At 70.7% G+C, this 24,049-nt stretch carries 24 protein-coding genes; 7 read left to right on the forward strand and 17 right to left on the reverse strand.

Annotation, left to right across the window (positions count from 1 at the left end; all coding sequences use genetic code 11):
• Positions 1–3: 3 nt before the first annotated feature.
• Entirely contained in the window at positions 4–1,362 is a 1,359-nt protein-coding gene (locus tag ACFO0C_RS15565) for an esterase/lipase family protein (protein ID WP_378067321.1), read from the reverse strand.
• A 56-nt stretch (positions 1,363–1,418) separates the two neighbouring features.
• Here ACFO0C_RS15565 and ACFO0C_RS15570 point away from each other — a divergent pair, with 56 nt between their 5' ends.
• Positions 1,419–1,772, forward strand: a complete 354-nt coding sequence (locus ACFO0C_RS15570; protein ID WP_378067322.1) for a hypothetical protein — start codon at positions 1,419–1,421, stop codon at positions 1,770–1,772.
• Between the two features lie 73 nt (positions 1,773–1,845).
• On the forward strand, positions 1,846–4,173 hold the full coding sequence (locus ACFO0C_RS15575) for a putative bifunctional diguanylate cyclase/phosphodiesterase (RefSeq protein WP_378067323.1): 2,328 nt from the start codon (positions 1,846–1,848) through the stop codon (positions 4,171–4,173).
• Between the two features lie 301 nt (positions 4,174–4,474).
• Here the strand turns inward: ACFO0C_RS15575 and mnhG are convergent, their stop codons facing one another.
• The 7 genes from mnhG to ACFO0C_RS15610 are packed head-to-tail and all read right to left on the reverse strand — an operon-like array spanning position 4,475 to position 11,470.
• On the reverse strand, positions 4,475–4,837 hold the full coding sequence (mnhG, locus tag ACFO0C_RS15580; RefSeq protein ID WP_378067324.1) for a monovalent cation/H(+) antiporter subunit G: 363 nt from the start codon (positions 4,835–4,837) through the stop codon (positions 4,475–4,477).
• Entirely contained in the window at positions 4,834–5,328 is a 495-nt protein-coding gene (locus ACFO0C_RS15585; protein ID WP_378067325.1) for a monovalent cation/H+ antiporter complex subunit F, read from the reverse strand. The genes mnhG and ACFO0C_RS15585 overlap by 4 nt, the downstream gene beginning before the upstream one ends.
• Positions 5,325–5,876, reverse strand: a complete 552-nt coding sequence (locus tag ACFO0C_RS15590) for a Na+/H+ antiporter subunit E (RefSeq protein ID WP_378067669.1) — start codon at positions 5,874–5,876, stop codon at positions 5,325–5,327. The genes ACFO0C_RS15585 and ACFO0C_RS15590 overlap by 4 nt, the downstream gene beginning before the upstream one ends.
• Complete coding sequence (locus ACFO0C_RS15595) at positions 5,876–7,363, reverse strand: Na+/H+ antiporter subunit D (RefSeq protein ID WP_378067326.1); 1,488 nt, start codon at positions 7,361–7,363, stop codon at positions 5,876–5,878. The genes ACFO0C_RS15590 and ACFO0C_RS15595 overlap by 1 nt, the downstream gene beginning before the upstream one ends.
• Positions 7,360–7,782: a Na(+)/H(+) antiporter subunit C gene (locus tag ACFO0C_RS15600; RefSeq protein WP_378067327.1), complete on the reverse strand. Its 423-nt coding sequence runs from the start codon at positions 7,780–7,782 to the stop codon at positions 7,360–7,362. The genes ACFO0C_RS15595 and ACFO0C_RS15600 overlap by 4 nt, the downstream gene beginning before the upstream one ends.
• Positions 7,779–10,991, reverse strand: coding sequence for a hydrogen gas-evolving membrane-bound hydrogenase subunit E (gene mbhE, locus ACFO0C_RS15605; RefSeq protein ID WP_378067328.1), 3,213 nt, complete (start codon positions 10,989–10,991; stop codon positions 7,779–7,781). Before mbhE ends, ACFO0C_RS15600 begins: the two co-directional genes overlap by 4 nt.
• Positions 10,985–11,470, reverse strand: coding sequence for a cation:proton antiporter regulatory subunit (locus ACFO0C_RS15610; protein WP_378067329.1), 486 nt, complete (start codon positions 11,468–11,470; stop codon positions 10,985–10,987). Before ACFO0C_RS15610 ends, mbhE begins: the two co-directional genes overlap by 7 nt.
• Before the next feature lie 296 nt (positions 11,471–11,766).
• On the opposite strand from ACFO0C_RS15610, the gene ACFO0C_RS15615 reads away from it, so the two are divergent.
• Positions 11,767–13,047: a histidine kinase gene (locus ACFO0C_RS15615; protein ID WP_378067330.1), complete on the forward strand. Its 1,281-nt coding sequence runs from the start codon at positions 11,767–11,769 to the stop codon at positions 13,045–13,047.
• Positions 13,040–13,702 (forward strand): response regulator, encoded by a 663-nt coding sequence (locus tag ACFO0C_RS15620; protein ID WP_378067331.1) that lies wholly within the window; start codon positions 13,040–13,042, stop codon positions 13,700–13,702. Before ACFO0C_RS15615 ends, ACFO0C_RS15620 begins: the two co-directional genes overlap by 8 nt.
• 160 nt (positions 13,703–13,862) lie before the next feature.
• On the opposite strand, the gene ACFO0C_RS15625 is transcribed toward ACFO0C_RS15620, so the two are convergent.
• The 5 genes from ACFO0C_RS15625 to ACFO0C_RS15645 all read right to left on the reverse strand — a co-directional run bounded on the left by ACFO0C_RS15625 (position 13,863) and on the right by ACFO0C_RS15645 (position 16,637).
• Positions 13,863–14,333, reverse strand: coding sequence for a hypothetical protein (locus ACFO0C_RS15625; protein ID WP_378067332.1), 471 nt, complete (start codon positions 14,331–14,333; stop codon positions 13,863–13,865).
• A gap of 98 nt (positions 14,334–14,431) precedes the next feature.
• Positions 14,432–14,983, reverse strand: coding sequence for a TetR/AcrR family transcriptional regulator (locus tag ACFO0C_RS15630; protein ID WP_378067333.1), 552 nt, complete (start codon positions 14,981–14,983; stop codon positions 14,432–14,434).
• On the reverse strand, positions 14,980–15,306 hold the full coding sequence (locus tag ACFO0C_RS15635; RefSeq protein ID WP_378067334.1) for a DMT family transporter: 327 nt from the start codon (positions 15,304–15,306) through the stop codon (positions 14,980–14,982). The genes ACFO0C_RS15630 and ACFO0C_RS15635 overlap by 4 nt, the downstream gene beginning before the upstream one ends.
• A gap of 57 nt (positions 15,307–15,363) precedes the next feature.
• The gene (locus ACFO0C_RS15640; protein ID WP_378067335.1) at positions 15,364–15,819 is read right to left on the reverse strand and encodes a hypothetical protein; all 456 of its coding nucleotides are present in this window, start codon (positions 15,817–15,819) and stop codon (positions 15,364–15,366) included.
• 263 nt (positions 15,820–16,082) lie between these two features.
• Positions 16,083–16,637 (reverse strand): hypothetical protein, encoded by a 555-nt coding sequence (locus ACFO0C_RS15645; protein WP_378067336.1) that lies wholly within the window; start codon positions 16,635–16,637, stop codon positions 16,083–16,085.
• Positions 16,638–16,676: 39 nt separating this feature from the next.
• On the opposite strand from ACFO0C_RS15645, the gene ACFO0C_RS15650 reads away from it, so the two are divergent.
• A complete protein-coding gene (locus ACFO0C_RS15650; protein ID WP_378067337.1) occupies positions 16,677–17,864 on the forward strand; it encodes an MFS transporter in 1,188 nt (395 codons plus the stop codon).
• A 169-nt stretch (positions 17,865–18,033) separates the two neighbouring features.
• On the opposite strand, the gene ACFO0C_RS15655 is transcribed toward ACFO0C_RS15650, so the two are convergent.
• A complete protein-coding gene (locus tag ACFO0C_RS15655) occupies positions 18,034–19,296 on the reverse strand; it encodes an alpha-hydroxy-acid oxidizing protein (protein WP_378067338.1) in 1,263 nt (420 codons plus the stop codon).
• Between the two features lie 145 nt (positions 19,297–19,441).
• Here ACFO0C_RS15655 and ACFO0C_RS15660 point away from each other — a divergent pair, with 145 nt between their 5' ends.
• The gene (locus tag ACFO0C_RS15660; protein WP_378067339.1) at positions 19,442–20,041 is read left to right on the forward strand and encodes a TetR/AcrR family transcriptional regulator; all 600 of its coding nucleotides are present in this window, start codon (positions 19,442–19,444) and stop codon (positions 20,039–20,041) included.
• 292 nt (positions 20,042–20,333) lie between these two features.
• On the opposite strand, the gene ACFO0C_RS15665 is transcribed toward ACFO0C_RS15660, so the two are convergent.
• On the reverse strand, positions 20,334–20,933 hold the full coding sequence (locus ACFO0C_RS15665; RefSeq protein WP_378067340.1) for a GNAT family N-acetyltransferase: 600 nt from the start codon (positions 20,931–20,933) through the stop codon (positions 20,334–20,336).
• Between the two features lie 280 nt (positions 20,934–21,213).
• Positions 21,214–21,675 (reverse strand): VOC family protein, encoded by a 462-nt coding sequence (locus ACFO0C_RS15670; RefSeq protein WP_378067341.1) that lies wholly within the window; start codon positions 21,673–21,675, stop codon positions 21,214–21,216.
• Positions 21,676–21,708: 33 nt separating this feature from the next.
• On the opposite strand from ACFO0C_RS15670, the gene ACFO0C_RS15675 reads away from it, so the two are divergent.
• Positions 21,709–22,755, forward strand: a complete 1,047-nt coding sequence (locus ACFO0C_RS15675) for a helix-turn-helix transcriptional regulator (protein ID WP_378067342.1) — start codon at positions 21,709–21,711, stop codon at positions 22,753–22,755.
• Between the two features lie 114 nt (positions 22,756–22,869).
• Here the strand turns inward: ACFO0C_RS15675 and ACFO0C_RS15680 are convergent, their stop codons facing one another.
• A complete protein-coding gene (locus tag ACFO0C_RS15680) occupies positions 22,870–23,820 on the reverse strand; it encodes a LacI family DNA-binding transcriptional regulator (protein ID WP_378067343.1) in 951 nt (316 codons plus the stop codon).
• Between the last annotated feature and the right edge of the window lie 229 nt (positions 23,821–24,049).

The raw sequence follows: 24,049 nt of genomic DNA on the forward strand, positions 1-24,049 counted from the left end.
GCGTCACGTCTCCGCGGGAACGGCCGGGAGCAGATCGGACAACTCCTGCTCGGGTGCGTGAGCGGTCCGCACCCGGATCCGGTGCAGCCCCTCCGGCAGACCGTCCGGCAGGATCACCAGCCCGCCCGGCGGGTCCACCACCCGCACCTCCACCGGGCCGTCGACCGCCTCCACCAGCACCTCGATGCTCCACAGACCGGCCCGTGGCGCGGTCACGGCGAACTCCACCGGCGCACCGGCCGGCACCGCCTCCGGCGCGTCCAGCGACAGCGGGAAACCGGCCCGGTGCACGTCACGGAACGCGGCGAGACGTCGTGGCTCGGCGATCGCCGACAGCCAGCCGGTCAGCTGGTCGAGGACGACCCGCATGCCCGGCAGCGACAGGTGACGGCCGGCCACCCACGTCGCCGACCGGGCACCATCCCACTCGATCGGGTACGCCGAACCCTCCGGAACCGTGCCGTCGCCGCGCGGGTCCCGTACCCCCGCGGCGGTGACGGCGAGTGACGCGGGCCCGCCGCCGTCCGGCAGATGCAGCAGCCGTGCGGTGTCCTGATCGACGCCGACGATCGCATGCGCGAGCGGGCCCGCCTCGCCGGCGTTCGCCCGCGCCGCCGTCTCGATCTCCCGCAGGAACGCGGCGCCGTCGCGGACCAGGCCGGCGTCCAGACCGTGCACGACCTCCGGATCGGTGAGCCGCGCGTAGCGGTCCGGCCTGGTCAGGAACGGGAAGACCGGCAGCAGCTGGTGCACCGACGGCATCCGCCGCAGCTGCTCCAGCAGGCCCGGGAACAGACGCAGCACCGGCAGGCCACCGGTCAGGGCCCGCAGAGCCTTCGGCGCGCCGCGATGTGGCGTGCCGATCGTGACGACGCCCGCGGTCAGGTCGCGCAGCCCCTGCACCTCGATCGCGTGCCGGGCCACGAGGCCACCCATCGAATGGGCGACGAAGACCAGCCGCGCGTGGTCCGGCCCGCCCGTCGCGCGCCAGTCCGCCAGCCAGCCGGGCGCCTGCCGGGCGAGCAGGCCGGCGTTGACCCGGTTGTCGAGACGCCAGTCGTACGGGAACGTGATCAGGTTCCGGCCCGGCTCCAGCCCGAGTGAGGAGGTGAGTTCGCGCAGGCAGCGGCCGTAGAAGTCGACGCCGGCCAGCCCCGGAAGCACACCGGCGCCGAGCAGCACACCGTCGGCGGTGACGCCCGGCTCGGCCGCGCGCCCGTCGCCGGAGAGAGCCAGCCGCCGCGCCCCGGCCGCCGATCGCGCGAGGGTCGCCGGGCTGCCGGTCCAGATCGGGCCGGCCGGGGTGACCAGCCGACTGCCGGCGATCCCCGGGACGAAGACCACGACGTGCGGAAAGCCCATGGGACAACGTAACCGCGAAGTCCAGTGTGGACGCAAGCGCCGATTAGCATGGCGGGGTGCACGATGACTTCTACACGACCCTCAGCCAGGTCCTCGGGGTGCTGGTGCTGTCCCTCATGTGGGACTCGCAGTACCTCCACCGCCTCACCCGTCAGGACCGCACCCGTGTCCTCTTCTGGACCAAGCCCCGCGTCCGGATCTACTCCCTGATCGTCGCCTCCTTCCTGATCGCCGGGATCGGCGCCGCGATGGGCGTGCTCGCCGGCTTCCTCGACGACACGACACCGCTGCGGATCGGCCTTTTCGGTGTGCTCGGACTCGGCCTGATCACGTTGCTGACCCGGCTCAGCGCGGACATCATCACGGCGACACGCATGCCGCCGGTGCCGGCCGCGCTCCCCGAGGAGTGACGCCATCACCTCAGCCTGGCCCGGTTCCGGCCGATCTGGGACCCGGAAGGTGCCGACGGGCGAGAGGCCGACAATGCGTGGATCCGACGTCACCCCGGGTCCGCCGCCACGGGACCGGGTGCTGGTCGTAACCCCGATCCTGAGCCTGGTGGCTCTGGTCGGCGTGATCGTCTGGCTGTGTCTGCGTAAACCCGACGACACCCTGCACGGCCTCGCCGGTAGTTTCGTGATCACGGCATGCGGCACCATCGCCTGTTACCGGGTCAGCCGTCTCGCCAAGGTGCCCCAGGTTGCGGCCTTCTGGCGGCTCTGGGCCGGATCGGCGGCCGCCCTCATGGCCAGCACGGTGTGTGCCACGATCGCGGTGTTCCGCGGCGACGCCGACATGCCGCCCTACGAAGCCGCGTCCAACGTGATCAGCCTGGTCCTCGCCATGGTCGCCTTCCGCCACGTTCCCATCACCTCCCGGACCCGCCTGGACTGGGTGCGGCTGCTGCTCGACGGGGCGGCCGTCATCGTCGCCGGATCCGTCTTCTTCGGCTACATCGTGCTGCGCACCCTCCCGGACAGCACCCGGCCCGACGGCGACACCCTCGCCGCCCGAAGCGCGGTCGGCGTCGTCGGCATCTGCTGCCTCCTCGGCCTGGTGATCTTCAGCCGGGCCGCGATGAGCCCACACGGGCGGGTCGACCCGCTCGCGCTCGGCATCCTCGCCTTCGAACCGGTCGTCGGCCTGGCCACCGTGCTGGCCTTCCTGGTCGGCAACGACCTCAGCGTCACCGTCGTCTCCTACCTCGGCTACCCGCTCGTCGGCCTCGGCATGTGCCTGGCCGCCTACCGGCAGGGCCTGGTCGTCAACATCGAACCACGGCATCTGCGCTGGTCCTTCGCCGACCCGCTGCAGTTCCTGTCGGTCGCCGTCACCGCCGTCCTGGTCATCATCGTGTCGGCCCGCGACCTCGACCTGCGCGGCCGCGCCGTCATCGTCGGCGCCGTCCTGATCGCCTCCATCATCGTGGCCCGGCAGCTGCTCAGCCTCCGGGAGAACACCCGGGCCCTCCGCGGCATCCGCACCCAGCAGGCCGAACTCGAGCGCCTCGCCCTCACCGACAACCTCACCGGTCTCGCCAACCGCACCGGTTTCCTCGTCGAACTCACCGAACGTCTCGAAGCCGGGCAGCCGTCCACCGCCCTGTTCATCGACATCGACGACTTCAAGATGGTCAACGACACTCTCGGGCCGGCCGCCGCCGACCAGCTGCTGCGCCAGGTCGCCGAGCGTCTCCGGGACAACGCCGGCCATCCGGTCACCGGGAACGCCGGCGAGTGCGTGGCCCGGCTCGGCGGCGACGAGTTCGCGATCCTGCTGCCCACCGACCGGCCCGCCGTCGCCGAGGCCGCCGCCACCCGCTTCCAGGCCACCGTCGGCCAGCCCGTGCACGCCGGTGAGCAGCAGTTCCTCCTGCACGCCAGCGTCGGCATCGCCGTCGCCGAGGCCGGCGAAACCGCCGACGAAGTACTGCGCAACGCCGACATCGCCCTCTACGCGGCCAAGGAATCCGGCAAGGCGTCCTGGGTGCGTTTCGAACCCCGCATGCGCCAGGACATGACCGCGCACGCCCGCCTCGCCGGTGAACTCCACGACGCCATCCTCGGTGGCCAGCTGCGTCTGCTCTACCAGCCGGTTTACGACCTGGTCACCGGGCGGATGCACGGCTGCGAAGCCCTCGTCCGGTGGCAGCACCCGGATCGCGGTTTCGTCTCCCCGGCCGACTTCATCCCCGTCGCCGAACGCTCCGGGCTCATCGTGCCGCTCGGCGTGTGGGTACTCCGCGAGGCGTGCAACCAGCTCGCCGAATGGCACGCCACCCTCGGCACCGACGCGGTCGAGGCGGTGAACGTCAACGTTGCCGTCCGCCAGCTGCGCGAGACCGGCTTCGTCGACGAGGTCGCCGCCATCCTCAGCGAGACCGGCCTGCAGCCCCGCAACCTGATCATCGAGGTGACCGAGTCGTCGGTCGCCGACGGGCCGCAGGTCACCGAAGCCCTGGAAGCCCTCCACGAGATGGGCGTCCGGCTGGCTCTCGACGACTTCGGGACCGGGCAGTCCTCGCTGAGCCTGCTGCGGGCCTTCCCCGTCGACGTCCTCAAGTTGGACAAATCGTTCGTCGACGGCATTGCCGACGGCGCCGACCGGGGCCGCCTCGCCGTTGCCGCCGCGGTCGCTCAGCTGGTGGAGTATTTGCAGCTCAGGGCCGTGGCCGAGGGCATCGAGAGCCAGGCGCAGCTGGAACGGCTCCGGGACATGGGATACCGCTACGGCCAGGGCTACTTCATGGCGAAACCCCTTCCGCCGGCCGAATGCGGGGCCCGGATGGCTGCCGCGCCGCAGCCGGTCTGATTTTTCGATTTCGTACGCCCCACCGAACGGTCCCGTGGCAATCCCGCGGCCATATCCGGTCTTCCCGGTCTCTGGCCCTCCGGTCTCTGGCCCTCCGGTCTCTGGCCCTCCGGTCTCTGGCCCTCCGGTCTCTGGCCCTCCGGTCTCTGGCCCTCCGGTCTCTGGCCCTCCGGTCACTGGCCCTCCGGTCTTCCCGTCTCTCCGGTCTTCCCGTCTCTCCTGGCCCTCCGGGCCCTCCCGTCTCTCCGTCTCTCCTGGCCCTCCCGTCTCTCCGTCTCTCCTGGCCCTCCCGTCTCTCCCTTCACTCGCGTGCCGCCGCTCGGGTCTCACGATCGTCGGCGAGCTCGTCCGCGAGCAGGAGGTCGCGTCGGAACAGCCGGGCGCGATAGGCGGTCCGGCCCACCATGTGTGCCGCCACCGGTGCCGTGACCAGCTGGAACACACCTACGAGCACCAGCGTCGTGATGTCGACGGCCGTGCCCAGACGGATCGCGGTGCCGGCCAGGATCAGCAACAGGCCCAGAACCTGCGGCTTCGTCGCGGCATGCATCCGCGACAGCAGATCGGGGAATCGCAGCAGCCCCACTCCCGCCGCGAGGCTGAGGAGTGCCCCGCCGAGCAGGCAGACTCCGGCGACCGCGTCGAGAACCGCGGTGACGCTCATCGGAGAGCCTCCGGTGACTCATCAGCGTGCATCGAAGGGAATCCCGCTGATGCCGGCAATGTCGCCGGTGAAGGCTGTGGCGCCGAGTGCACGGCCAGTGGCGAGTGCGGCGTCGATGGCGGTGGTGAGTGCGGGGTCGATGGCGGTGGTGAGTGCGGGGTCGATGGCGATGGTGAGTGCGGGGTCGATGGTGGCGGCGAGTCCACGGCCGACGGCGATGGTACCGCTCGCGGGCGGGCGGCCGGATCGGCGAACCGGGCCACCGCCACCGACCCGGCCGCGCCGAGCAGCGACAACCCGAGCAGGATCGGCAGTCCAGTGGCATCGCGGCTGTAGGCGGCCTCGGTGGCGATCGCGCACACGGTGATCGCCAGCAGCACATCGGTGCCCACGATCCGGTCCAGTGTCGACGGCCCGCGGATGATCCGGACCAGGGCCATACCGGCCGCTGCAGCCAGGAACACCGCGGCGACGATGGCGACCACGTTCATCGGGCTACCTCCTGAATCGAACCGGCACCAGCGGCGAGCATGCTGATCTCGGCATCCGAACCGACCGCCCGGACGATGCGCTCCTCGAGCTCGCGAACATCCCGCCGGAACCGCTCCATGTCGGCCGCCCCGGTCACGTCGAACACGTGGATGTAGAGGACTCCCTCGGCCCGATCGGTGTCGACGATCAAACTCCCCGGCACCAGGGACACAGCCTCCGCGCACAGGGTCAGATGCAGATCGGAGCGCACGGCCAGCCGCACCGCCAGAACCGCACTGCGTGGCACCCGCCGCCCGGCGAACGCCGTCCACACGAGCTGGAAACTGGCCACCACCAGGTCGGTCATGAACCGCACCGCGAACCGGGCGAGCCCGACCGGTCGCAGCCGCCCGGCGAACGTCACCGGCGGCAGCGGGAACACCGCCAGCACCAGCATCGACACGAGCAGCCCGCCGAGCAGGGTGAACCAGGAGAACACGCCCCACAGCAGCACCCACACCACGGTGAGAGCGACGACGGCGAGAACCCTGTCCCGGGCACGATCCATCACGGCAGCACCGCCTCGACATACGGGGTCCGGGCGAGCAGGTCCCCGGCGACGTTGTCGGTCAACGCATACAGCGGTCCGGCGGCCACGGTGAGCACCACACCGGCCACGACCAGCGCGGCCGTCGGAGTGACCATCAGCCGTGGCGATCGCAGCGGCGTCGCGTCCGGCGAGACCGGGGTGCGCCAGAACGCCAGATTCCACACCCGGGCCAGCGCATACAGGGTCAGCAGGCTGGTCAGCGCCGATCCGGCGACGAGCATCCACGACAGCGCGGCCCCGTCGTCGACACCGGCCTGGATGAGGCCGAGCTTGCCGAGGAACCCGGAGAACGGTGGGATCCCGGCGAGGTTGAGCGCCGGCAGGAAGAACAGGATCGCCAGTACCGGGGCGGTCCGTGCCAGACCACCGAGCCGATCCAGTGCGGTACTACCCCCACGCCGCTCGATCAGGCCCGCGACTAGGAACAACGTCGTCTGCACGACGATGTGATGCAGCGTGTAGAAGACGGCCGCCGCGATCCCGGCCCGCGAGGCCAGACCCACCCCGAACAGCAGATAGCCGATATGGCTGACCAGTGTGAACGACAGCAACCGCTTGAGATCCGACTGTGCGACCGCTCCGAGGATCCCGACCATCATCGTGGACAGGGCCGCCACCATCAACAGGTCAGCGACCCGCCCACCGGGGAAGAGCAGCGTCTCGGTACGGATGATCGCGTACACCCCGACCTTGGTGAGCAGGCCCGCGAACACCGCCGTGACCGGGGCCGGCGCCGTCGGGTAGCTGTCCGGCAGCCACGCCGAGAGCGGGAAGATCGCCGCTTTGATCCCGAAGGCCAGCAGCAGCATCCCCTGTAGCACCATCCGCACGCCATCCGGCAGCGCGTCGAGCCGGCCGACAAGTTGTGCCATGTTGAGCGTGCCGGTCGCCGCGTAGATCAGCCCGATCCCGGCCAGGAAGATGACCGACGACAGCAGGCTCACCACGACATATGTCGTCCCGGCACGGATCCGGTTCTCCGTCCCGCCGAGCGTGATCAGCACATAGCTGGCCGCCAGAAGGATCTCGAACCCCACATACAGATTGAACAGGTCACCGGAGAGGAACGCGTTCGTCACGCCGGCGGTGAGGATCAGATAGGTCGGGTGGTAGACGGACAGCGGATGCTCCTCGTCGCCGTCCGCGCCTCCCTGCCCGATCGAGTAGAGCAGCACGCACAACGTGACCGCGGCGGAGACGACCAGCATCAGGGTGGCGAGCTGATCGGCGACGAGCACGATCCCCAGCGGCACGGGCCAGCCGCCGACCGCCACGACCAGTGGCCCGTCCGCGGACAGCACCAGCAGGACCGCGGACACCACCAGAGTGGCGGTCAGCACGCTCACACTGATCGCCCGCTGCACCCGGGGCCGCCGGAACATCAGCAGTGTCGTCGCCGCCCCGAGCAGCGGCATGATCACCGGAAGAGGCACGAGCCAGGTCATGCGCGGACCTCCACGGGCTCGGTCTCGTCCGCGTCGAGGTCCTCGGCGTCCGAGCCCTCGTCCCGCTCGGCGAGCTCACGCACCCGCCGGTCCTCGGCGTCGTCCTGCACCTCGTCGTGGCCGCTCAACCGCCAGCTGCGATAGGCCAGGGCGAGCAGGAACGCCGTCATCCCGAGCGTGATCACGATGGCGGTGAGGATCATCGCCTGAGGCAGTGGATCGGTCATCTCCGCCGGATCGACGGTCCCGACGATCGGCGGTGCCCCGGGCTCGGCGGCCGCAAGCACCAGCAGGTTGGCACCGTTGCCCAGCAACATGACGCCGAGCAGAACCCGTGTCAGTGTCCGTTCCAGAAGCAGTGTCGTCCCGGCGGCGAACAGCACGCCCACCGCGATCAAAAGCACGATGCTCGGTCTCATACCAACTCCTCCTGAGGCCGTCTCTCGTGTTCGGTCTCCTTTTCGGTGGCCTCCGGCAGGGCATGCCGGTCCACCTCGGCGCCGAGACTGCGCAGCACGTCCAGCACCAGCCCGACGACGATCAGATAGACACCGATGTCGAACACCGTCGACGTGACCAGATGCAAGTCACCGAAGACCGGCAGATGCAGGTCGAACACCGCGCTCTGCAGCACCTCCCCGCCGGCGACCAGGGCCGCCGCCCCACTGCCGACCGCGATCAGCAGCCCGGCCCCGAGCACCGCCCCGGCGTCGACGGGCGCGGCGGTCGCCAGCTCGTACCGCCCGCCGGCCAGGTAGCGCACGATCAGCGCTAGCCCCGCGACCAGGCCACCGGTGAAACCTCCGCCTGGCGTGTCGTGCCCGGTGAACAGCAGATACACCGACAGCAGCACGATGATGTGGAACAGCAGTCGCGTGACGACCTCGAGCATCGTGGACCGGCGCCCGGCCTCCAGCGTGTGCCCCGCCATCAGCCACACCGGCTCGTCGTGCGGCGGCTCGGGCGGCGTCTCCACCGGCCCCCGCCGGTTCAGCCGCTGCGCCCGCCGGAAGATCAGGCTCGCCACACCGGTCGCCACCGCGACCAGCACCGCGACCTCACCCATCGTGTCCCAGGCCCGGATGTCGACCAGGATCACGTTGACGATGTTGTGGCCGCCGCCGTAGGGCACGACCATCTCCGGATAGGCCTCCGAGACCGGCACCGCCTGCCGCGCCGACACAGCCAGATATCCCACCCCGGCCATCACGGTGCCCACCGCGACACCGATGCCGACCCGGATCCGCCGCCGCCACGACCCCGGCCGCTGCGAGAAATGACTCGGCAGCCGCCGCAGCACCAGCACCACCATGACCAGCGTGACCGTCTCGACCAGGAACTGCGTGAGCGCCAGGTCGGGCGCTCCGTGCAGGAGGAAGATCCCGGCGTTCGCATACCCCGTCACACCGACGAGGATCACCGCGGTCAGCCGCCGTCGCGCCGGCACCGCGAACGCCGCCGCAGCGATCGACACGGCCACCGGCACCAGGTGCAACGGCGTGTCCCACACCCGGAACGACGTCTGATCGGGCCAACCGGCCACCATCGCCGGACCCGCGGTGGCGATCAGCACGATCAGGATCACGGCCAGATAGAACGGCAGTGAACCCCGCTGCGTCGCCCCGGTGACCTCGACGGCGATCCGATCCATCCCGGTCATCACACGCTCGTACACACCGCCGCCGGGGCGCGGCCCGGCCTTTCCGGCCGGCATCAGCCGGAACAGCGCCAGCCCACCGGCGACGGCAAGAACGGACAGCAGCAGCGGCACACCGAGCCCGTGCCACAGCGCCAGGTGGGCGACGTCCCCGGCCCCTTCAAACCCTTGGTGGTACGGCGAAAGCACCCCCTCGACCACGTCGGCGAGACACCCCGCCACCACACCGGCGACCGCCAACACCGCGGGCGCGAACAGCAACAACCCAGCCGGCGCGGGCACCGTCGGCGTCGCCGGCACCCCGGCGCGCTCACCGCTTTGGCCCGCCCTGCCCGCCGCTTGCCCTGCTGTATCGGTGCCCGGCTTGCCGTCACCGTCTAGCGCTCGCCCGGGTGCATCAATGCCTGGTTTGCCGTCGGCGTCTATTGCTCGCCTGGCTGCATCAATGCCTGGGTTGCCGTCGGCGTCCGCCGCTCGCCCGGGTGCATCAATGCCTGGGTTGCCGTCGGCGTCCGCCGCTCGCCCGGGTGCATCAATGCCTGGGTTGCCGTCGGCGTCCGCCGCTCGCCCTGCCGTGTCGGTGCCGGGTTTGCCGTCGCAGGGCGCCGCCGGGTTGGCGTTGGCGGCCTCCGATGATGGTGTTTGGCCGTGCGTGGCTGCGGCGGCCTCGACAGTCACGTGGGTGTCCTTGGTGGCGAAGGCACCCCACAGGAAGCGTTTCGTGTAGGCCACGGTCAGGATGGAACCGGCCACGACACCGGCCAGCGTCAGGCGCCCGGCCGTCCCGGCGTCGAGCAGGGCGGCGAAGACGGCCTCCTTGCCGACGAAACCGATCGCCGGGGGCAGGCCCGCCATCGAAGCCGCGGCCGTGACCGCGACGACCGCCAGCATCGGCGCCCGACGGCCCAGGCCCTGAAGGCGGCGCAGGTCACGGGTGCCGGTCGTCTTGTCGATGACGCCGACCACCAGGAACAGCGACGCCTTGAACAGCGCATGCGCGAGCAGCATCGCCACCCCGGCCAGTGCCGTGCCCGCCGTCCCGAAACCGAGGACCGCCGTCAGCAGACCCAGTTGGCTGACCGTCCCATACGCCAGGAGAAGTTTGAGATCGTGCTGGAAGAGGGCCGCCCAGCCGCCCAGGAGCATCGTGACCAGGCCCAACCCGACGACCAGGACCTGCCAGACCGACGCCGCCGTGCCACCGGCCGCGACGATCATCGGAGCGAACCCGGCGATCAGGAACACCCCAGCCTTCACCATCGCCGCCGCATGCAGATAGGCGCTGACCGGCGTCGGAGCGGCCATCGCCGCCGGCAGCCAGAAACTCACCGGGAAGATCGCCGACTTCGACAGCGCCCCGCACAGGATCAGGACCACCGCGACCACCAGGAGCGGGCCATCCGGCATCGCCGCGGCCACCTGCGACCAGCTATAGCCACCCGCGTGCTGACCCAGGATCACGATCCCGACGAGCATCGCCAGGCCACCCGTGGTCGTGACGATCAGGGCCTGGAGCGCGGCCCGCCGGTTGGGCCGGGCCGTGCCGGTGTGCCCGATCAGCAGGTAGGAGAAGACCGTCGTCAGCTCCCAGAACACATACATCAGCAGCAGGTCGTCGCTGGCCACCAGACCGAGCATCGCCCCGGCGAAACCGACGAAGACCGCCGCGAACCGGCCCAGCCCCGGCGTCTCCGGTGTGAAGTAGCGGGCGCAGTAGGCGAGCACCAGCGCGCCGACCCCACCGACCAGCATGACCAGGAGCCAGGACAGCGCATCGACCCGGAACGCCAGACTCAACCCGAGATCAGGCACCCACTGATGGATCCACGCGCCCTCGCGGTTGGTCACCGCCCAGCCGACGACGGCCAGAGGCGCCGTCGCCAGCACGTAGAAGGCGCGCGGACCCAGGAAACGGACCAGCACCGGTGCCAGCATCGCGGCGACCAGGTGCGCGGCCAGCAGGATCAGCACGGCTCGGCCAGCATGTCGTGCAGACGGGCGAGCGCGGGCGAACTGCCGACCGCCAGCAGCACATCGTCGGCCTGGAGCTTGAGTGCGGGGTCCGGGTGGGGGAGCACCCGGGCCCCGCGGATCACGGCGACGACGTCGGCGCCGTGTGGGGTGGCCAGCGACCGGTCCGCACACGCCGAACCGGCGGGAACCCGGATCCGGACCGCCTGCGCCTCGCCTGCCGTGATCCCGTCGGCAGACAGTGCCGGCGTGCCGAGGTGATCGAGCACGACGGTCGCGTGCAGGACGTCGGCCACCAGGTGGGCCTCGTCGGCGCAGAGCAGCACCGTGCCGGCCACCCGATCCGGCTCCTCCGGGTCGTAGATCGCCAGGTCACGACACCCGTCTGGCCGCACCACGACGGCCAGGCGATTCCCATCGCGTGTGGTGAGCAGGTGGGACACGCCGACTCCGGGCAGACCGATCCGTTCCAGTGTCATAGCGGCGCCTCCTGCTCGTTCCTGCATGTCCTCCATCCAAGTCAGCGGCAGTGCCTTTGACCATCCGGTGAGCTCTCCATTCAAGGAGCGGGCTGCCACCCATTCCGTGTTCGGGTAACCGAACTCCGAATGGGTGGCTGCCCGGATGGACGATCAGTACGCGGATTGGGCAGGCTGGGCCGGACATCCCGTTCGCCCCTCGGATAGGCGATGGGGTGGATCGGACGGTGACTTGGCCGGGCGACCGGCGGATGGGTGCGATGGTGGAGGAAACACCGGCGAGGAGGCCACAGCGGTTGTCCCTGTTCTGGCGGATCTTCCTGCTCAACGCGGTGGTCGTGACAGCGGCGTTCGCGCTGCTGATGGTCGGTCCGTTCACGGTGTCGACGCCGGTGCTGCTGACCGAGGCGATGATCCTCACCGGCGTGCTCGTGGTCATGCTCGTGGCCAACGCGGGCCTGCTGCGCATAGGCCTGGCCCCGCTGGAGCGGCTCGCCCGCACCATGACCACGGTCGACCTGCTCCGCCCCGGCCATCGTCTCGCGGTCACCGGGCGCAGCGGCATCGCCGACCTGATCCGCAGCTTCAACACCATGCTCGACCGGCTCGAGGCCGAGCGCGCCGCCAGCGCCGCCCGCGCTCTGTCGGCCCAGGAGGCCGAGCGTCAGAGGATCGCCCAGGAACTGCACGACGAGGTGGGGCAGACCCTTACGGCGGTGCTGCTGGAGTTGAAGCGGGTCGCCGACCACGCGCCCGAGCCGGTCTGCGGCGAGGTCCGGCAGGTGCAGGAGACGGTCCGCAACGGCCTCGACGAGATCCGCCGGATCGCCCGGCGGCTACGGCCGGGGGTCCTCGAGGAGCTCGGTCTGGCCAGTGCTCTCAAGTCGTTGGCGGGCGAGTTCTCGACGCCCGGGGTGACCGTGCGCCGCACCATCGACAGTGACCTGCCCGACCTGGGAAAGGAGACGGAACTCGTGCTCTACCGGGTCGCGCAGGAGTCCCTGACCAACACGGCCCGGCACTCCGGCGCCCGCCAGGTGACGCTCAGCCTGTCCTACGTCCCGGTTCCGGTACGTGCCGCCACTGGTTTAGGACCGGCCTCGGCGCCCACGGCCGCCACAAGCCGGGGCTTCGACCGGCTTCTCCCCAGCCCCGGCGGCCGATCCGCCTTGGACTCCGATCCGCCGGGGACAGATGCGGGACACCCGGACTCCGAGCGGCCGGGGACGGCGCCGGGGTGGCCAGGCTTCGAGCGGGCGGGGACGGCGCCGGGGTGGCCAGGCTTCGAGCGGGCGGGGACGGCGCCGGGGTGGCAAGGCTTCGAGCGGGCGGGGACGGCGCCGGGGCGGCCAGGCTCTGAGCGGCCAGGCTCCGAGCGGGGGGATGCCGGGTGGGTGGAGTTGCGGATCCGCGACGACGGGCGTGGAGTCGGGGGAGCCCCGGAGGGTGCCGGCGTGCGGGGGATGCGGGAGCGCGCGCTGCTGATAGGCGCCGATCTCACGGTCGGGCCTGCGCCGGGGCGGGGGACCGAAGTTGTTCTGCGAGTGCCGCTCGGCGGAGAGGAACACCATGAATGACCGCGGGCCCGCCCGTATCCTGCTCGCCGACGATCATGCGCTGGTCCGGCGCGGGGTGCGGCTGATTCTGGACAGCGAACCGGACCTGACCGTGGTCGCCGAGGCCTCCGACGGGGCCGAGGCGGTCACCCAGGCCCGCGCGGAGCGGCCGGACCTGGCGATCCTCGACATCGCCATGCCGCGGCTGACCGGGCTGCAGGCGGCCCGCGAGTTGTCCCGTCTTCTTCCCGACATGCGCATCCTGATCTTGACGATGTACGACAACGAGCAGTACTTCTTCGAGGCGCTGAAAGCTGGGGCGTCCGGATATGTGCTCAAGTCTGTCGCCGACCGGGATCTGGTCGAGGCGTGCCGCGCCGCGGTTCGGGGTGAGCCGTTCCTCTATCCGGGGGCGGTCAACGCCCTGATCCGCAACTATCTGGAGCGGGTGGCCGACGGCGAGGACCCAGCCTCCGGCCGGGCCATCACCGACCGCGAGGAGGAGGTGCTGAAGCTGGTCGCCGAGGGCCACTCGTCCAAGGAGATCGCCGACCTGCTGGTGATCAGTGTCAAGACGGTTGAGCGGCACCGATCCAACCTGTTGCAGAAGCTCGGCCTCCGCGACCGTCTCGAACTGACCCGATATGCGATTCGGGCGGGCCTGATCGAACCATGACGCCCGCTGACCTGGTGGCCCGCTGACTGGTGACCTGGTGACCTGGTGACCTGGTGACCTGGTGGCCTGCGGCCTGGTGGCCTGCGGCCTGGTGGCCCGCTGGCGGGGGACTGGCCCGGGGTGGCGCTTAGTTCTGGTCAGCGGGAATGTGGACGGCTTGTCAGAGCAGGCCGGGATCCTTTCCGGCGCCGTAGAACCAGTGGTGTTCGGCGTCGGGTAGGGACGGCAACTCGTCACGGACGAGGAGGGCGATCTTGTCGGCGAGGTCGGCGATCACCTCACCGTCGATCTCTTTCGCCAAACGGAGGTGGTATGGCTCTCCATCGATCTGATAGCGGCGGTTCGCCTCGGCGGCGGAGATCACTCCCCGGACCCTCAGCCGACGGGCGGCCTCGGCGATCAGCGTGGTCAGCCGGGTTCGTTGAGCTCCGGTCCAACTGCTGTCGTCGAGTTCGAAGGCGTAGCTCGCACCCACCTCCACCTGCGTCCGTAGATCGGTGAGGACGTTGGCGAACGTGGGATCGGGCTGTTCCGCGGCGACCTCGATCGTCTCCAGCAGCAGGATTCCCAGGCTGACGTCATAGGCCCAGAACATTCGTTCGCCGAAGGTCACGGGGACGGTCTTGCTCACGACTCGGCATCCTAGGGATCACCGCTGACACGCGCAGTCCCGCCCGCTCCAGGTGTGTGTGTCGATGCTTTCGGTGACGCTTTGGCCGTACCGCATGGTTATGAACTTAGTTTCCGGATTGCCGCCGTCAGGCGCGGACCGTCGAGTTCGGTGTCGCTGACCAGGGACTGGAGGATGAAACCGTCCAGCAGGGCGCATATGTCCCGGGCCGTTGCCGTTCCCACCGCGGCGATCAGGGTTTCCGGGATGTCGTTCAGCCAGGCCTCGGCCAGGGGACGCAGAGCCTCGTCGCGGGCTGCGGCGACGAACAGCTCGTACTCGATGCGGACCTGGCGGCGGTCGGCCAGATACTCCTGGACCAGCCCGGTCAGGGCCTCGGGCATGTCGGGGGCCTTGCTCAGACGCTCGTCCCAGGCCTGCAGATCAGTTTGGAGGGTGTCGAGTGCGTGTCGCAGGCCGGCCGCGATCAGGTCGTCGAGCGTCGGGAAATAATAGGTCGTCGCGCCCAGAGGCAGGCCGGCGCGGGCCGCCACCGCACGATGGGTGGTGCGGCCCACGCCGTTCTCGGCGACGACCTCCATGGCGGCTGCGGCCAGCGCTGCCTTGCGGGCCTCGGGATCGCGGGCGCGCTGGGGGCGGCGTGCGGTCAATGGGCGCCGCTGGTGTTGAGATTGAGCATCACGACTCCGCCGATGATGAGGGCAATGCCCGCCACCTTAGCGGTCGTGAGTGGTTCGCCGAGGAAGACCGCGCCGATCGCGACGATCGCGGCGGTGCCCACCCCGGACCAGATCGCGTAGGCGACGCCCACCTCGATGGTTTTGACAGCATGCGCGAGCAGCACGAATGACGCGGCGTAACCGGCGAGGACGGCGAGGGTGGGCCACAGGCGGGTGAAGCCGTGGGTGCTTTTCATGAGGGCGGTGGCGACGAGTTCGGCGGCGATCGCGATGAACAGGAACAGGTAGTGCACGGTAGGCCTTCGATCTAATCTTGTACGGATGTACAAGTACGATCGTACAAGAAGGGATCAGCCCAATGCCAGCGCGATGAAGCCCACTCCGATCGCCGCGCACAGGCCGCCCAGGCCGATGACCAGCAACGTCACCTGCCATGCCTGGTAGGCGCCGAGTAGCGCGCCCCGCAACGTCTCGCCCATGAAAGCCGTCTCGCGGAGCTTGCCCAGCTTTTCGTCGGTCTTGGAGTTCTGGCACTCGGCGGCTATCTCGGCATAGGTGCGCCCGCCCGTCGCCGCGGACACGTGCTCGGCGATCAGATCCGAATAGGCCCGGGCCTCCGTGCCGGTGCGCACCGGGCGGCCGGCATAGACTCCGAGGGGGGCCGGCAGGCCGGTCGGCGGGAACGAGATGCGCTGCTGTTCCAGTTCGTGGGTGACGCCGCGGCGACCGGCGAGGCCGTGGAAGATCATGATTGGGGCGGCGGCGAGCAGGGCCAGGCCGACCAGGCCGAGGATGGTCTGAATCATGCCGCCGAGTCTCGTGCGGGTGACGCCCGTCAGGCAGGGCCGGACGTCCTCACCCGCCGGGACGGCCACCTGCCGCGTCTCACCAGGCGGGCGTCGATGTCCCGTCGGCCGGGATTCCTGCCGTAGCGGCCGTCGAGGGCCGCCTCACCCGGCGGAATTCCGCCTGCTTCCGCGCCGGCCATTGCGTATGGGCTGGTGGGGTGGCAGCCAGGTGGGTGCCGGCTTCTCGGGTGGCAGCGGCTCGGTGAGGCTCCCTGCCTTGGTCAGCCGCCCGGGCGGCTGCACGGGGTGCCTATCGACAGCTCCGCCGTGGCCTCCTCGCCGTTCGCCGTGGTGATCCGGATCGGCACGCAGTCGGGCTCGATCACCCACGTGCCGCCGGCGAAGACCGACCATCCGCCGTCGCCCGGGCAGGCGATGACGCGCACCGCGGTGGCCGGCTCGACATCGGTGTCGCCCCAGCTCAGACGGGCTCGATCGGCCCATCCCGGCAGCAGGCTCAGGTCGGCCGTCACGCCGCTCCGGACCAGTAGGCCCCACTTCGCGAACAACCGGGTCGGGCCCTCACCGGACGTCTGCTCGGCGGGCTCCAGCACCTGACCGGGCGCGGGCACGGCCACGACGTCCGCTACCACCCGATACGTCCCGCCGGGCTCGTCTTCCCTGCCGATCGCGTCGGGGCACCCCGTGACCGGGCCGACCGTCAAAGGGCTGCCCGGCGGGACGGACGGCGGTGGGTTCAGGATGCCGGGATCGTCACCGCAGCCGGCGGCGCCGGCCATCAGGAGCAGGACGATCATGCGTCGTACGATCGGCATCCGCCGATTTTGTCAGAGGGTCCGTCTAATGTGCCTGCCATGGATCCCGTGCGCCGTGGCCGGACCGCCACCTCCGTCATCTTCCTGATGTTCGGCGTCGCTCTCGGGGTGTGGACTGCCCGCATCCCGGCGGTGAAGGAGCAACTCGGCCTCACCGATGGGCGGCTGAGCGTCGCGCTGCTGGCCTTCGCCGCGGGCTGCATCACCGGGATGATGGTGATCGGCCGGCTGACGGATCGGTTCGGCAGTTCTCGGGTGCTCGTCCCCGCCGCGCTGCTCGAGGGCGTGCTGCTCATCCCACCGGCGCTGGCCGGGGGCCTGGTGGCGCTGTGTGTGGCGCTGTTCGTCTTCGGGGCCGGCCACGGGACTTTGAACATCGCGATGAACGCCAACGCGGCCGAGGTCGAGCGAGCCCACGGGCGGCCGATCATGGCGTCGTTCCATGCGCTCTACAGCATCGGTGGGTTCCTCGGGGCGATCGTCGGCAGTCTGTTCGCGCACGCGGGTCTCGGCGTCGGGCCGACCCTGATCAGCGTGGGGGTGATCGCGGTCGTCCTGGCCGCCTTGGCTTCGAGGTGGGTTTTCCGGTCGGCACCGCAGGTGGCGGTTGTGACCGGCTCCGACAGTCCAGGTGCGCGGCGGCCGCTGCTCCTGCTCTTCGGGGTCGTGGTGCTCTGCACCCTCGTCGGTGAGGGCGCGGCGGCCGACTGGAGTGCGGTCTATCTCCGTGATGACCTGGGTGCGTCCGAGGGTTTCGCGGCGTATGGCTACGCGGCCTTCGCGATCATGATGACCGCCGGGCGGCTGGTGGGTGACCGGGCCGCTGGACGGTTCGGCTCGGTGGCCCTGATCCGGGTCAGCGGGTTGATCGCCGCCGCGGGGCTCGGCGCCGGTCTGCTGATCGATCATCCGGTGGCCGGAGTTGCCGGGTTCGGCCTGCTGGGTCTCGGGGTGTCGTGTGTTGCGCCGCAGTTCTTCTCCGCGGCGGCGGGCGTCGACCCGAGCCGTGCCGGGCAGGCTTTGTCGACCGTGGTGAGCATCGGCTATGTCGGGTTTCTGCTGGGTCCGATCGCCATCGGGGCGGCCGCCACGGCGGTCGGGCTCCCCGCGGCGCTGTGGATTCCCGTGGTGCTGGCCGTCTTCGTCGCGTTGAGCGCCGGGAGCATCCGGACCACGTTGCGGCCGCTCGACGCCCATAGCGGCGAACGACCAGCGGCCACCGCCTGATCTGCGGCCACCACCTGATCTGCGGGCGCCGCCTGATCGGCCGGGCGGCCGGCGGCTGCCGCCTGATCGGCCTGGTGGCGGTGGGTACCGCTCTATCGATCGTGCGGCCAGCGACCACGGCTTGATCGGCGGCTGCCGTCCGAGCTGCGGTGCGGCCATCGGGTCGGGGTCAGGCGGGGGCCAGGAGGCTTCGGGTGATCGAGCCGATGTCCCGGGTGCCGGTCAGGGCCATCGTCAGGTCCAGTTCGGCGATCACGTTGCGGATCACGTCCTCGACACCGCGCTGGCCCTCGAGGGCCAGGCCGTACATGTAGGGGCGTCCGAGTAGGACCGCGTTCGCGCCGAGGGCGATCGCGGTGAAGACGTCGGCGCCGGTGCGGATGCCGCTGTCCAACAGGACCGTCGGTTCCGGGCCGATTTCGGAACGGATGGCGACCAGAGCGTCGAGGGAGGCGATGGAATTGTCGATCTGGCGGCCGCCGTGGTTCGACACCACGATCGCGTCGGCACCGAGGTCGAAGGCGCGGCGGGCGTCGTCCGGGTGCAGGATGCCCTTCAGGACCACCGGCAGGCGCGTCCGGTCGCGGAGCGTGGCGAGATGATCCCAGCTCAGACCCGGGTTGGAGTAGACGTCGAGGAACGTCTCCACCGACGCCTTCGGCAGTGGCGAGCGCAGGTTCGCCCAGAACCGGCCCGGGTGGTTGCGGGTCATCGCCAGCAGCGTGCGGATCGCTCCGAGCGTCACCTCCGGCCGAGGCGAGGGCTGCGTGGCCCGCTCGGCGGCGATCTGCTGGAAACGGGGGTCCGAGGTGTACTGCGCGATGCCCTGACCACGGCTGAACGGCAGCGACCCCAGGTTGAGGTCCTGCGGTCGCCAGCCCAGGACCGTCGTGTCCAGGGTGACGACCAGGGCGCCCGCCCCGATCGCCTCGGCCCGGGCGATCAGGCTGTCGACGAGCTGCTCGTCCTTGCTCCAGTAGAGCTGGAACCAGCGGGCCGCGTCGCCCATCGCCGCGGCGCAGTCCTCCATCGGGTTGCAGCCCTGATTCGAGAAGATGTAGGGCGTACCGGTAGCGGCGGCGGCTCGGGCGATCTTGAGGTCGCTGTCGGCGCCCATCAGCGCGCCCGCGCCCACCGGCGCCAGGAGCAGTGGCGTCGGATGGCCGGTACCGAGGAGGTTGATCGAGAGGTCCCGGTCGGCCGTGCCCGAGGCCATCCGCGGCACGATCGCCCAGCGGTCGAAGGCCTCCCGGTTACGGCGCATGGTCCGCCCCTCGCCGGCGCCACCGGCGACGTACGCCCAGGCGCGGGTGCTGCTGTTGCGGCGGGCACGGCGTTCCAGCTCGGCGAAGTCGGCCGGGACCGCGGGGCGGCGGCCGAGGACACCCTGACGGTAGATCGTGCTCAGGCGTTCGAGCCCGGCTCCGGACATCGGCTCCTCCTCCGGCGGTGGCACGTGACGGCAGTCGGCGTTGTGCTGGTCCGCGAATTTTCGGCCGCCCGATCGTGTGGCTGACACGCTAAACCAAGTCAGATGACTTGAGAAGGCGACTGACCAGGAAAGTTAAGATTTGGAGGTGGCAAGTGGTGGGGTACGCGCGGCGCGGCGCGAGCAAGCGGTCGAAGCGCTTCTCGACGCGACCTTGGAGAGCCTTGCCACCAGCGGGTTCGCCGCCACGACGACGCGTGGGGTCGCCCAGTTGGCCGGGGTCAGCCAGGGGCTTCAGCAGCACTACTTTCCGACGAAGGCCGCGCTCATCGACGCGGCCATCAACCGGCTCGCCGGGCGGCTGCTGGACGAGGCATCGCAACCCGTCGAGGGGGCTACCGAGCGGCAGCGGGCCGAGCTGTTGCTTCGCCGGGTGTGGGAGAGCTTCAGTTCGCCGGTGCTCGCGGTCGTCGCGGAACTGCTGGTTCTCGGGCGCACCCATCCGGATACGGCGGAGAAGACCGCCGCCACGCTGGTTGCTGTCACTGATCGGGTGGTTGCTGTCGCTGAGCAGGCACTTCCTGGGTATGCGAGGCGGGCCGGGTTCAGGGAGGCGCTGCTCGTCGCACTCAGCGCGATCCGGGACGCCACGACCGTGGCCCGGATTCCCGGCACCGGTCGCGCGCTGCCGGCCCTCGACGCGATCACCGCCGGGTTCCTCCGGTCGGTGGGCGAGCGGGTGCGCTGACCGCGGCCGCTCAGCACGGTCTCCGGCACCACCCCGACATGTCCGGCGGCGATCAGGCGGCGGGCGCTCACCGTGACCGGCCCGCCGACGACCAGAGCACCAGGCCTGGCAGCGGGAAGCCAGGGCCGGCGGAGGAGGCTCCAGGGCTGGCGGAGGAAGCTCCAGGGCTGGCGGTGGGAAGCATCACGGTCGTCGGTGGGAGCTCCCGGGCCGAAGGGGGCGGACCGCGTCCGGGCGGCGCGGGTGGACCACGACAGGTGGGAATGGTGCGGTTGGGCGGCGGGGTCGCGTACTAGATGGGGGTCTTGATTCCGAGGTAGGTGAGAGGGCCCGGGTCGGGGACCGGGAGGACGGTGAAGCCGAGACGGTCGTAGAAGCCTCTGGCCTTTACGTTTGCGGTGAGCATGCCCAGATGGACGCCGGGGGCGTCTACCGCTGACAGGAAACGGGTGATCAGGCGGCGGCCGAAACCGCGGCCCTGGTATGGCGGCAACAGGTCGATGTGCAGGTGAGCGGGGTAGCCGTCCAAACCGTCGACCAGCATGCGCTCGGGGTTGAAGTGCAGGGCGACCATGTCCTGTTCGGGGGTGCGTGGTGGCGGTGGCGGCACCGGGTAGCGGTCGCCGACCAGCGGGATCCATTCGGCGCGGTAGCGATGGACGAAGTCGGGGGTGTCGGAGGTGCCCACCACGTAGCCGACCGCCTCGCCGCCGTCGTCGACCACGAAGGCCAGGTCCGGCTCCAGGTGGGCGTAGGGGCCGGCGAACAGGTCGCCCATCAGGTCGTCGGTCGAGTAGTGGCCGCGGGCGTCGTCGCCGGCGTCGGCGGTGCGGACGCAGATGTCGTAGATAGCGGCGCGGTCGGTGGGCCGGTACAGGCGGATCTCGGGCACCCACGCACGGTATGCGGTGGAAGCGCTTCCACCGCAACCGCCGACCCGCGCCGGCGAGCGCAACCGCCGACCCGCCCCGGCGAGCGCAACCGCGGACCCGGGTCGGCGACCGCAACCGCTGATCAGGGTCGGCCGGCCGTAACCGCGGATCCGGGTCGGCGACCGTAACCGCTGATCAGGGTCGGCCGGCCGTAACCGCGGATCCGGGTCGGCGACCGCGACCATGGAGCCGGGTCGGCCGAGCGCAACCGCGGATCCGGGTCGGCGAGCTGGGGTCGGGCTACGCCTTGGTGAGGACGTCGAGGTAGTGCTGGTTGTACATGATGCCGAGGATGTTGCCGAACGGATCGGTCACCGAGGCGGTGATGAAACCGGGGCCTCGTTCGGTCGGTCTGTCATGTTCCGCCGCACCCAAGGTCAGCAGGTGCCGGTAGGTGGTCTCGACGTCGTCGACCGCCCAGTAGACGATCGCCCCGGACGGGCGCTCCACCGGCCGATGCGGAGCGAAACGGGCGTCGAGCACGCCGAATTCGTGCTGGTAGTCGCCGATCCGCCATTCCAGGTAGGCGTGTGACGGGCCGGCGTCGCGGATGAAATAGGGCTCGGTGCCGAGGACCTTCGTGTACCAGGTCCGGGCCGCGGCCATGTCGTCGGCGAAGAACGTCGTGGTGGTGAGTCCGCGGAGCATGTCGGGTTCCCTTCGATCGCTGTCGAGGTCCAGGTTGCCGGTCAAAGTGCTCACCTTCTGAGCACTTTCTCTGCGAATCTGATCGGCATGCGTGCGGACCGGCTCGTCGCCACACTTCTGTTCATGCAGACCCGTGGGCGGGTGACCGCTGCCGAGGTCGCCGCCGAACTCGAGGTCTCGGTGGCCACCGCCCGCCGTGATCTCGAAGCGCTGTCGGCGGCCGGGATTCCGGTCTATCCGCAGCCCGGGCGGCACGGCGGATGGTCGCTGGTCGGCGGTGCGCGGACCGACCTCAGTGGGCTGTCGGCAGCTGAGGCGCGGGCGTTGTTCCTGCTTGCCGGGCCGGCCGCGGTGTCCGGTGAGGCGAAGGCGGCGTTGCGCAAACTGCTCCGGGCGCTGCCCGCCCCGTTCCGTGACGAGGCCGAAGCGGCGGCTGCCGCCACGCTGATCGACCCGGCGAAATGGGGTGAGCGACAGCGGCAGCCGCCCGCGGTGGTGGGCCTGCTCCAGGAAGCGGTGGTCCGTCGCCATCGGGTCCGCTTCACCTATCGAAGCGCCCAGCGGGACGCCGACCCCTGGGGTGTGGTGGAGAAAGGCGACGTGTTCTACCTGGTCGCCGGGACGCCGAGGGGACGGCGGACGTTTCGGGTCGACCGGATGTCCGCGGTGACGGTGACGGGGGAGACGTTCGAGCGGCCGTCCGGCTTCGAGCTGGACTCGGCCTGGGACGAGGTCGTCGGTGAGGTCGAGGGGAAACGGTCTCGCACCTGGGCGACGCTGCTCATCGAGGAACGTTTCGTGTGGGTGCTGCGTGACCACTTCGGCCGGCACTGCGAGGTGGACGAGATGCTCGGTGACGGGCGGGCGCGGGTTCGGGTGGGTGCGCCGGAACCGCGTGACATCGCCCGCACGCTCTCCGGCTGGGGGTCCGCCGTCGAGGTCCTCGACCCGCCGGAAGTCCGCGCCGAACTCGCCCGGATCGGCACCGAACTCGTCGCCCTCTACGACGCACCCGATCGAGGAGAGGAGACGGAGGGGAGCGCGGCGGGAGGCGGGGAGGAGGCGGACGGGAGGCAGAGCGGAGAGGTAGCGGAGGCAGGCGGGGGACGTAGCGGAGGCAGGCGGGGGACGTAGCGGAGGCAGACGGCGGACCGAGCGGAGGCAGACGGCGGACCGAGCGGAGGCAGACGGCGGACCGAGCGGAGACGGATGGGAGACGGAGCGGAGGCGGAGCCGGAGTGAGGGCGATCAGGCGGTGGACCTGAGCACCGGGCGGCTCGGGAACAGGCGGGCAGACGAATCCGCACCCAGGGCGGCCTTCGCGGCGGCCGCGGCGATCAGTTCGACCGGGTGGGTCGCAGTGGACAGGGCGGCGCTGACGCAGGCGGCGACCGGGATGTCGTCGAACCCGGTGACCGCCACATCGCACGGCACCCGGACGCCGGCCGCGGCGAGCGACTGCAAGACCCCGAACGCTGTGGCATCACTGACCGCGGCGATCGCGTCGGTGTCCGGCCATCGCCGCAGTACCGTGGCGGCCGCGAGACGGCCGCGGCCTGCGGTGAAATCACCGGGGACGACCCGGATCGGCAACCCGGCCTCCCGCATCAACGTCGTGTAGGCGCCCAGCGGAGCACGCGCCGCCGCCAACCAGGCCGGGCCGCTGACCAGGGCGATCCGCCGGCGCCCGATCACGTGCAGATGCCGCAGAAGGGCACCGATCCCGGCCGCGCTGTCCACATCCAGTCCGTCGGCGCCGATCGCGGCGAACCGGCCCCGCAGGCCGGCGGGCACGTCGTCGAGCGAGTCGTGCCCGGCGAGGACGACGGCGGCGACGCTGCGGTCGGCGGCGATCCGTTCGAGTCCGGCGGCCGCGTCCAGAGGCAGGTGCCGCAGGGAGACCCCGAGCCCGTCGGCGTCGACGGCGGCGGCCATCGCCGCGGCCGCCCGGGTGACGAACGGGTCGTGCACGATGCCGGCCCGGCGATCACGGACCGCGAACAGGATCCGGGTCCCCGCGCCCCGGGCCAACCGGCTCGCCACCGGGTGCGGCACATAGCCGACCTCCGCGGCGGCCCGCCGGACGGCCTCCCGGCTGGCCGCCGACGCGGGTCCGCGGCCGGAGACCACACGGGACGCGGTGGCGAGGGACACCCCGGCGAGGCGCGCGACCTCGGCGAGTCCCGGGCTGCTGCTCATGGCCGCAAATATCCAGGACAAAACCCCGAAAGACCAGGCGGCGGTACGCCCATCGAGCCGACCGGCAGCGATGAGGCAGGAGCGGGAACCAGGAATGAAGCGCGGCCTGCCCGGAGCACGTGGTGGGCGTGATGTGCCCAGGGCAGGCGGGGCGGTCCGGGGGTGGGCGTGATGGGACCAGAACGGACGGGCGATCCGGGGGATGGGCGCGATGTGCCGAGGGCAGGCG

This window comes from Actinoplanes subglobosus, assembly GCF_042650585.1.
Classification (GTDB): domain Bacteria; phylum Actinomycetota; class Actinomycetes; order Mycobacteriales; family Micromonosporaceae; genus Actinoplanes; species Actinoplanes subglobosus.

Excerpts from the sequence above, each read along its gene's own strand:
- ACFO0C_RS15620 (WP_378067331.1), top strand. The coding sequence starts at position 13,040 with ATGAATGACCGCGGGCCCGCCCGTATCCTGCTCGCCGACGATCATGCG.
- ACFO0C_RS15640 (WP_378067335.1), bottom strand. The coding sequence starts at position 15,819 with ATGATTCAGACCATCCTCGGCCTGGTCGGCCTGGCCCTGCTCGCCGCC.
- mnhG (WP_378067324.1), bottom strand. The coding sequence starts at position 4,837 with ATGAGCGTCACCGCGGTTCTCGACGCGGTCGCCGGAGTCTGCCTGCTC.
- ACFO0C_RS15650 (WP_378067337.1), top strand. The coding sequence starts at position 16,677 with ATGGATCCCGTGCGCCGTGGCCGGACCGCCACCTCCGTCATCTTCCTG.
- ACFO0C_RS15600 (WP_378067327.1), bottom strand. The coding sequence starts at position 7,782 with ATGAGACCGAGCATCGTGCTTTTGATCGCGGTGGGCGTGCTGTTCGCC.
- ACFO0C_RS15680 (WP_378067343.1), bottom strand. The coding sequence starts at position 23,820 with ATGAGCAGCAGCCCGGGACTCGCCGAGGTCGCGCGCCTCGCCGGGGTG.
- ACFO0C_RS15595 (WP_378067326.1), bottom strand. The coding sequence starts at position 7,363 with ATGACCTGGCTCGTGCCTCTTCCGGTGATCATGCCGCTGCTCGGGGCG.
- ACFO0C_RS15575 (WP_378067323.1), top strand. The coding sequence starts at position 1,846 with ATGCGTGGATCCGACGTCACCCCGGGTCCGCCGCCACGGGACCGGGTG.
- ACFO0C_RS15655 (WP_378067338.1), bottom strand. The coding sequence starts at position 19,296 with ATGTCCGGAGCCGGGCTCGAACGCCTGAGCACGATCTACCGTCAGGGT.
- ACFO0C_RS15585 (WP_378067325.1), bottom strand. The coding sequence starts at position 5,328 with ATGAACGTGGTCGCCATCGTCGCCGCGGTGTTCCTGGCTGCAGCGGCC.
- ACFO0C_RS15565 (WP_378067321.1), bottom strand. The coding sequence starts at position 1,362 with ATGGGCTTTCCGCACGTCGTGGTCTTCGTCCCGGGGATCGCCGGCAGT.
- ACFO0C_RS15610 (WP_378067329.1), bottom strand. The coding sequence starts at position 11,470 with ATGACACTGGAACGGATCGGTCTGCCCGGAGTCGGCGTGTCCCACCTG.
- ACFO0C_RS15675 (WP_378067342.1), top strand. The coding sequence starts at position 21,709 with ATGCGTGCGGACCGGCTCGTCGCCACACTTCTGTTCATGCAGACCCGT.
- ACFO0C_RS15590 (WP_378067669.1), bottom strand. The coding sequence starts at position 5,876 with ATGGATCGTGCCCGGGACAGGGTTCTCGCCGTCGTCGCTCTCACCGTG.
- ACFO0C_RS15645 (WP_378067336.1), bottom strand. The coding sequence starts at position 16,637 with ATGCCGATCGTACGACGCATGATCGTCCTGCTCCTGATGGCCGGCGCC.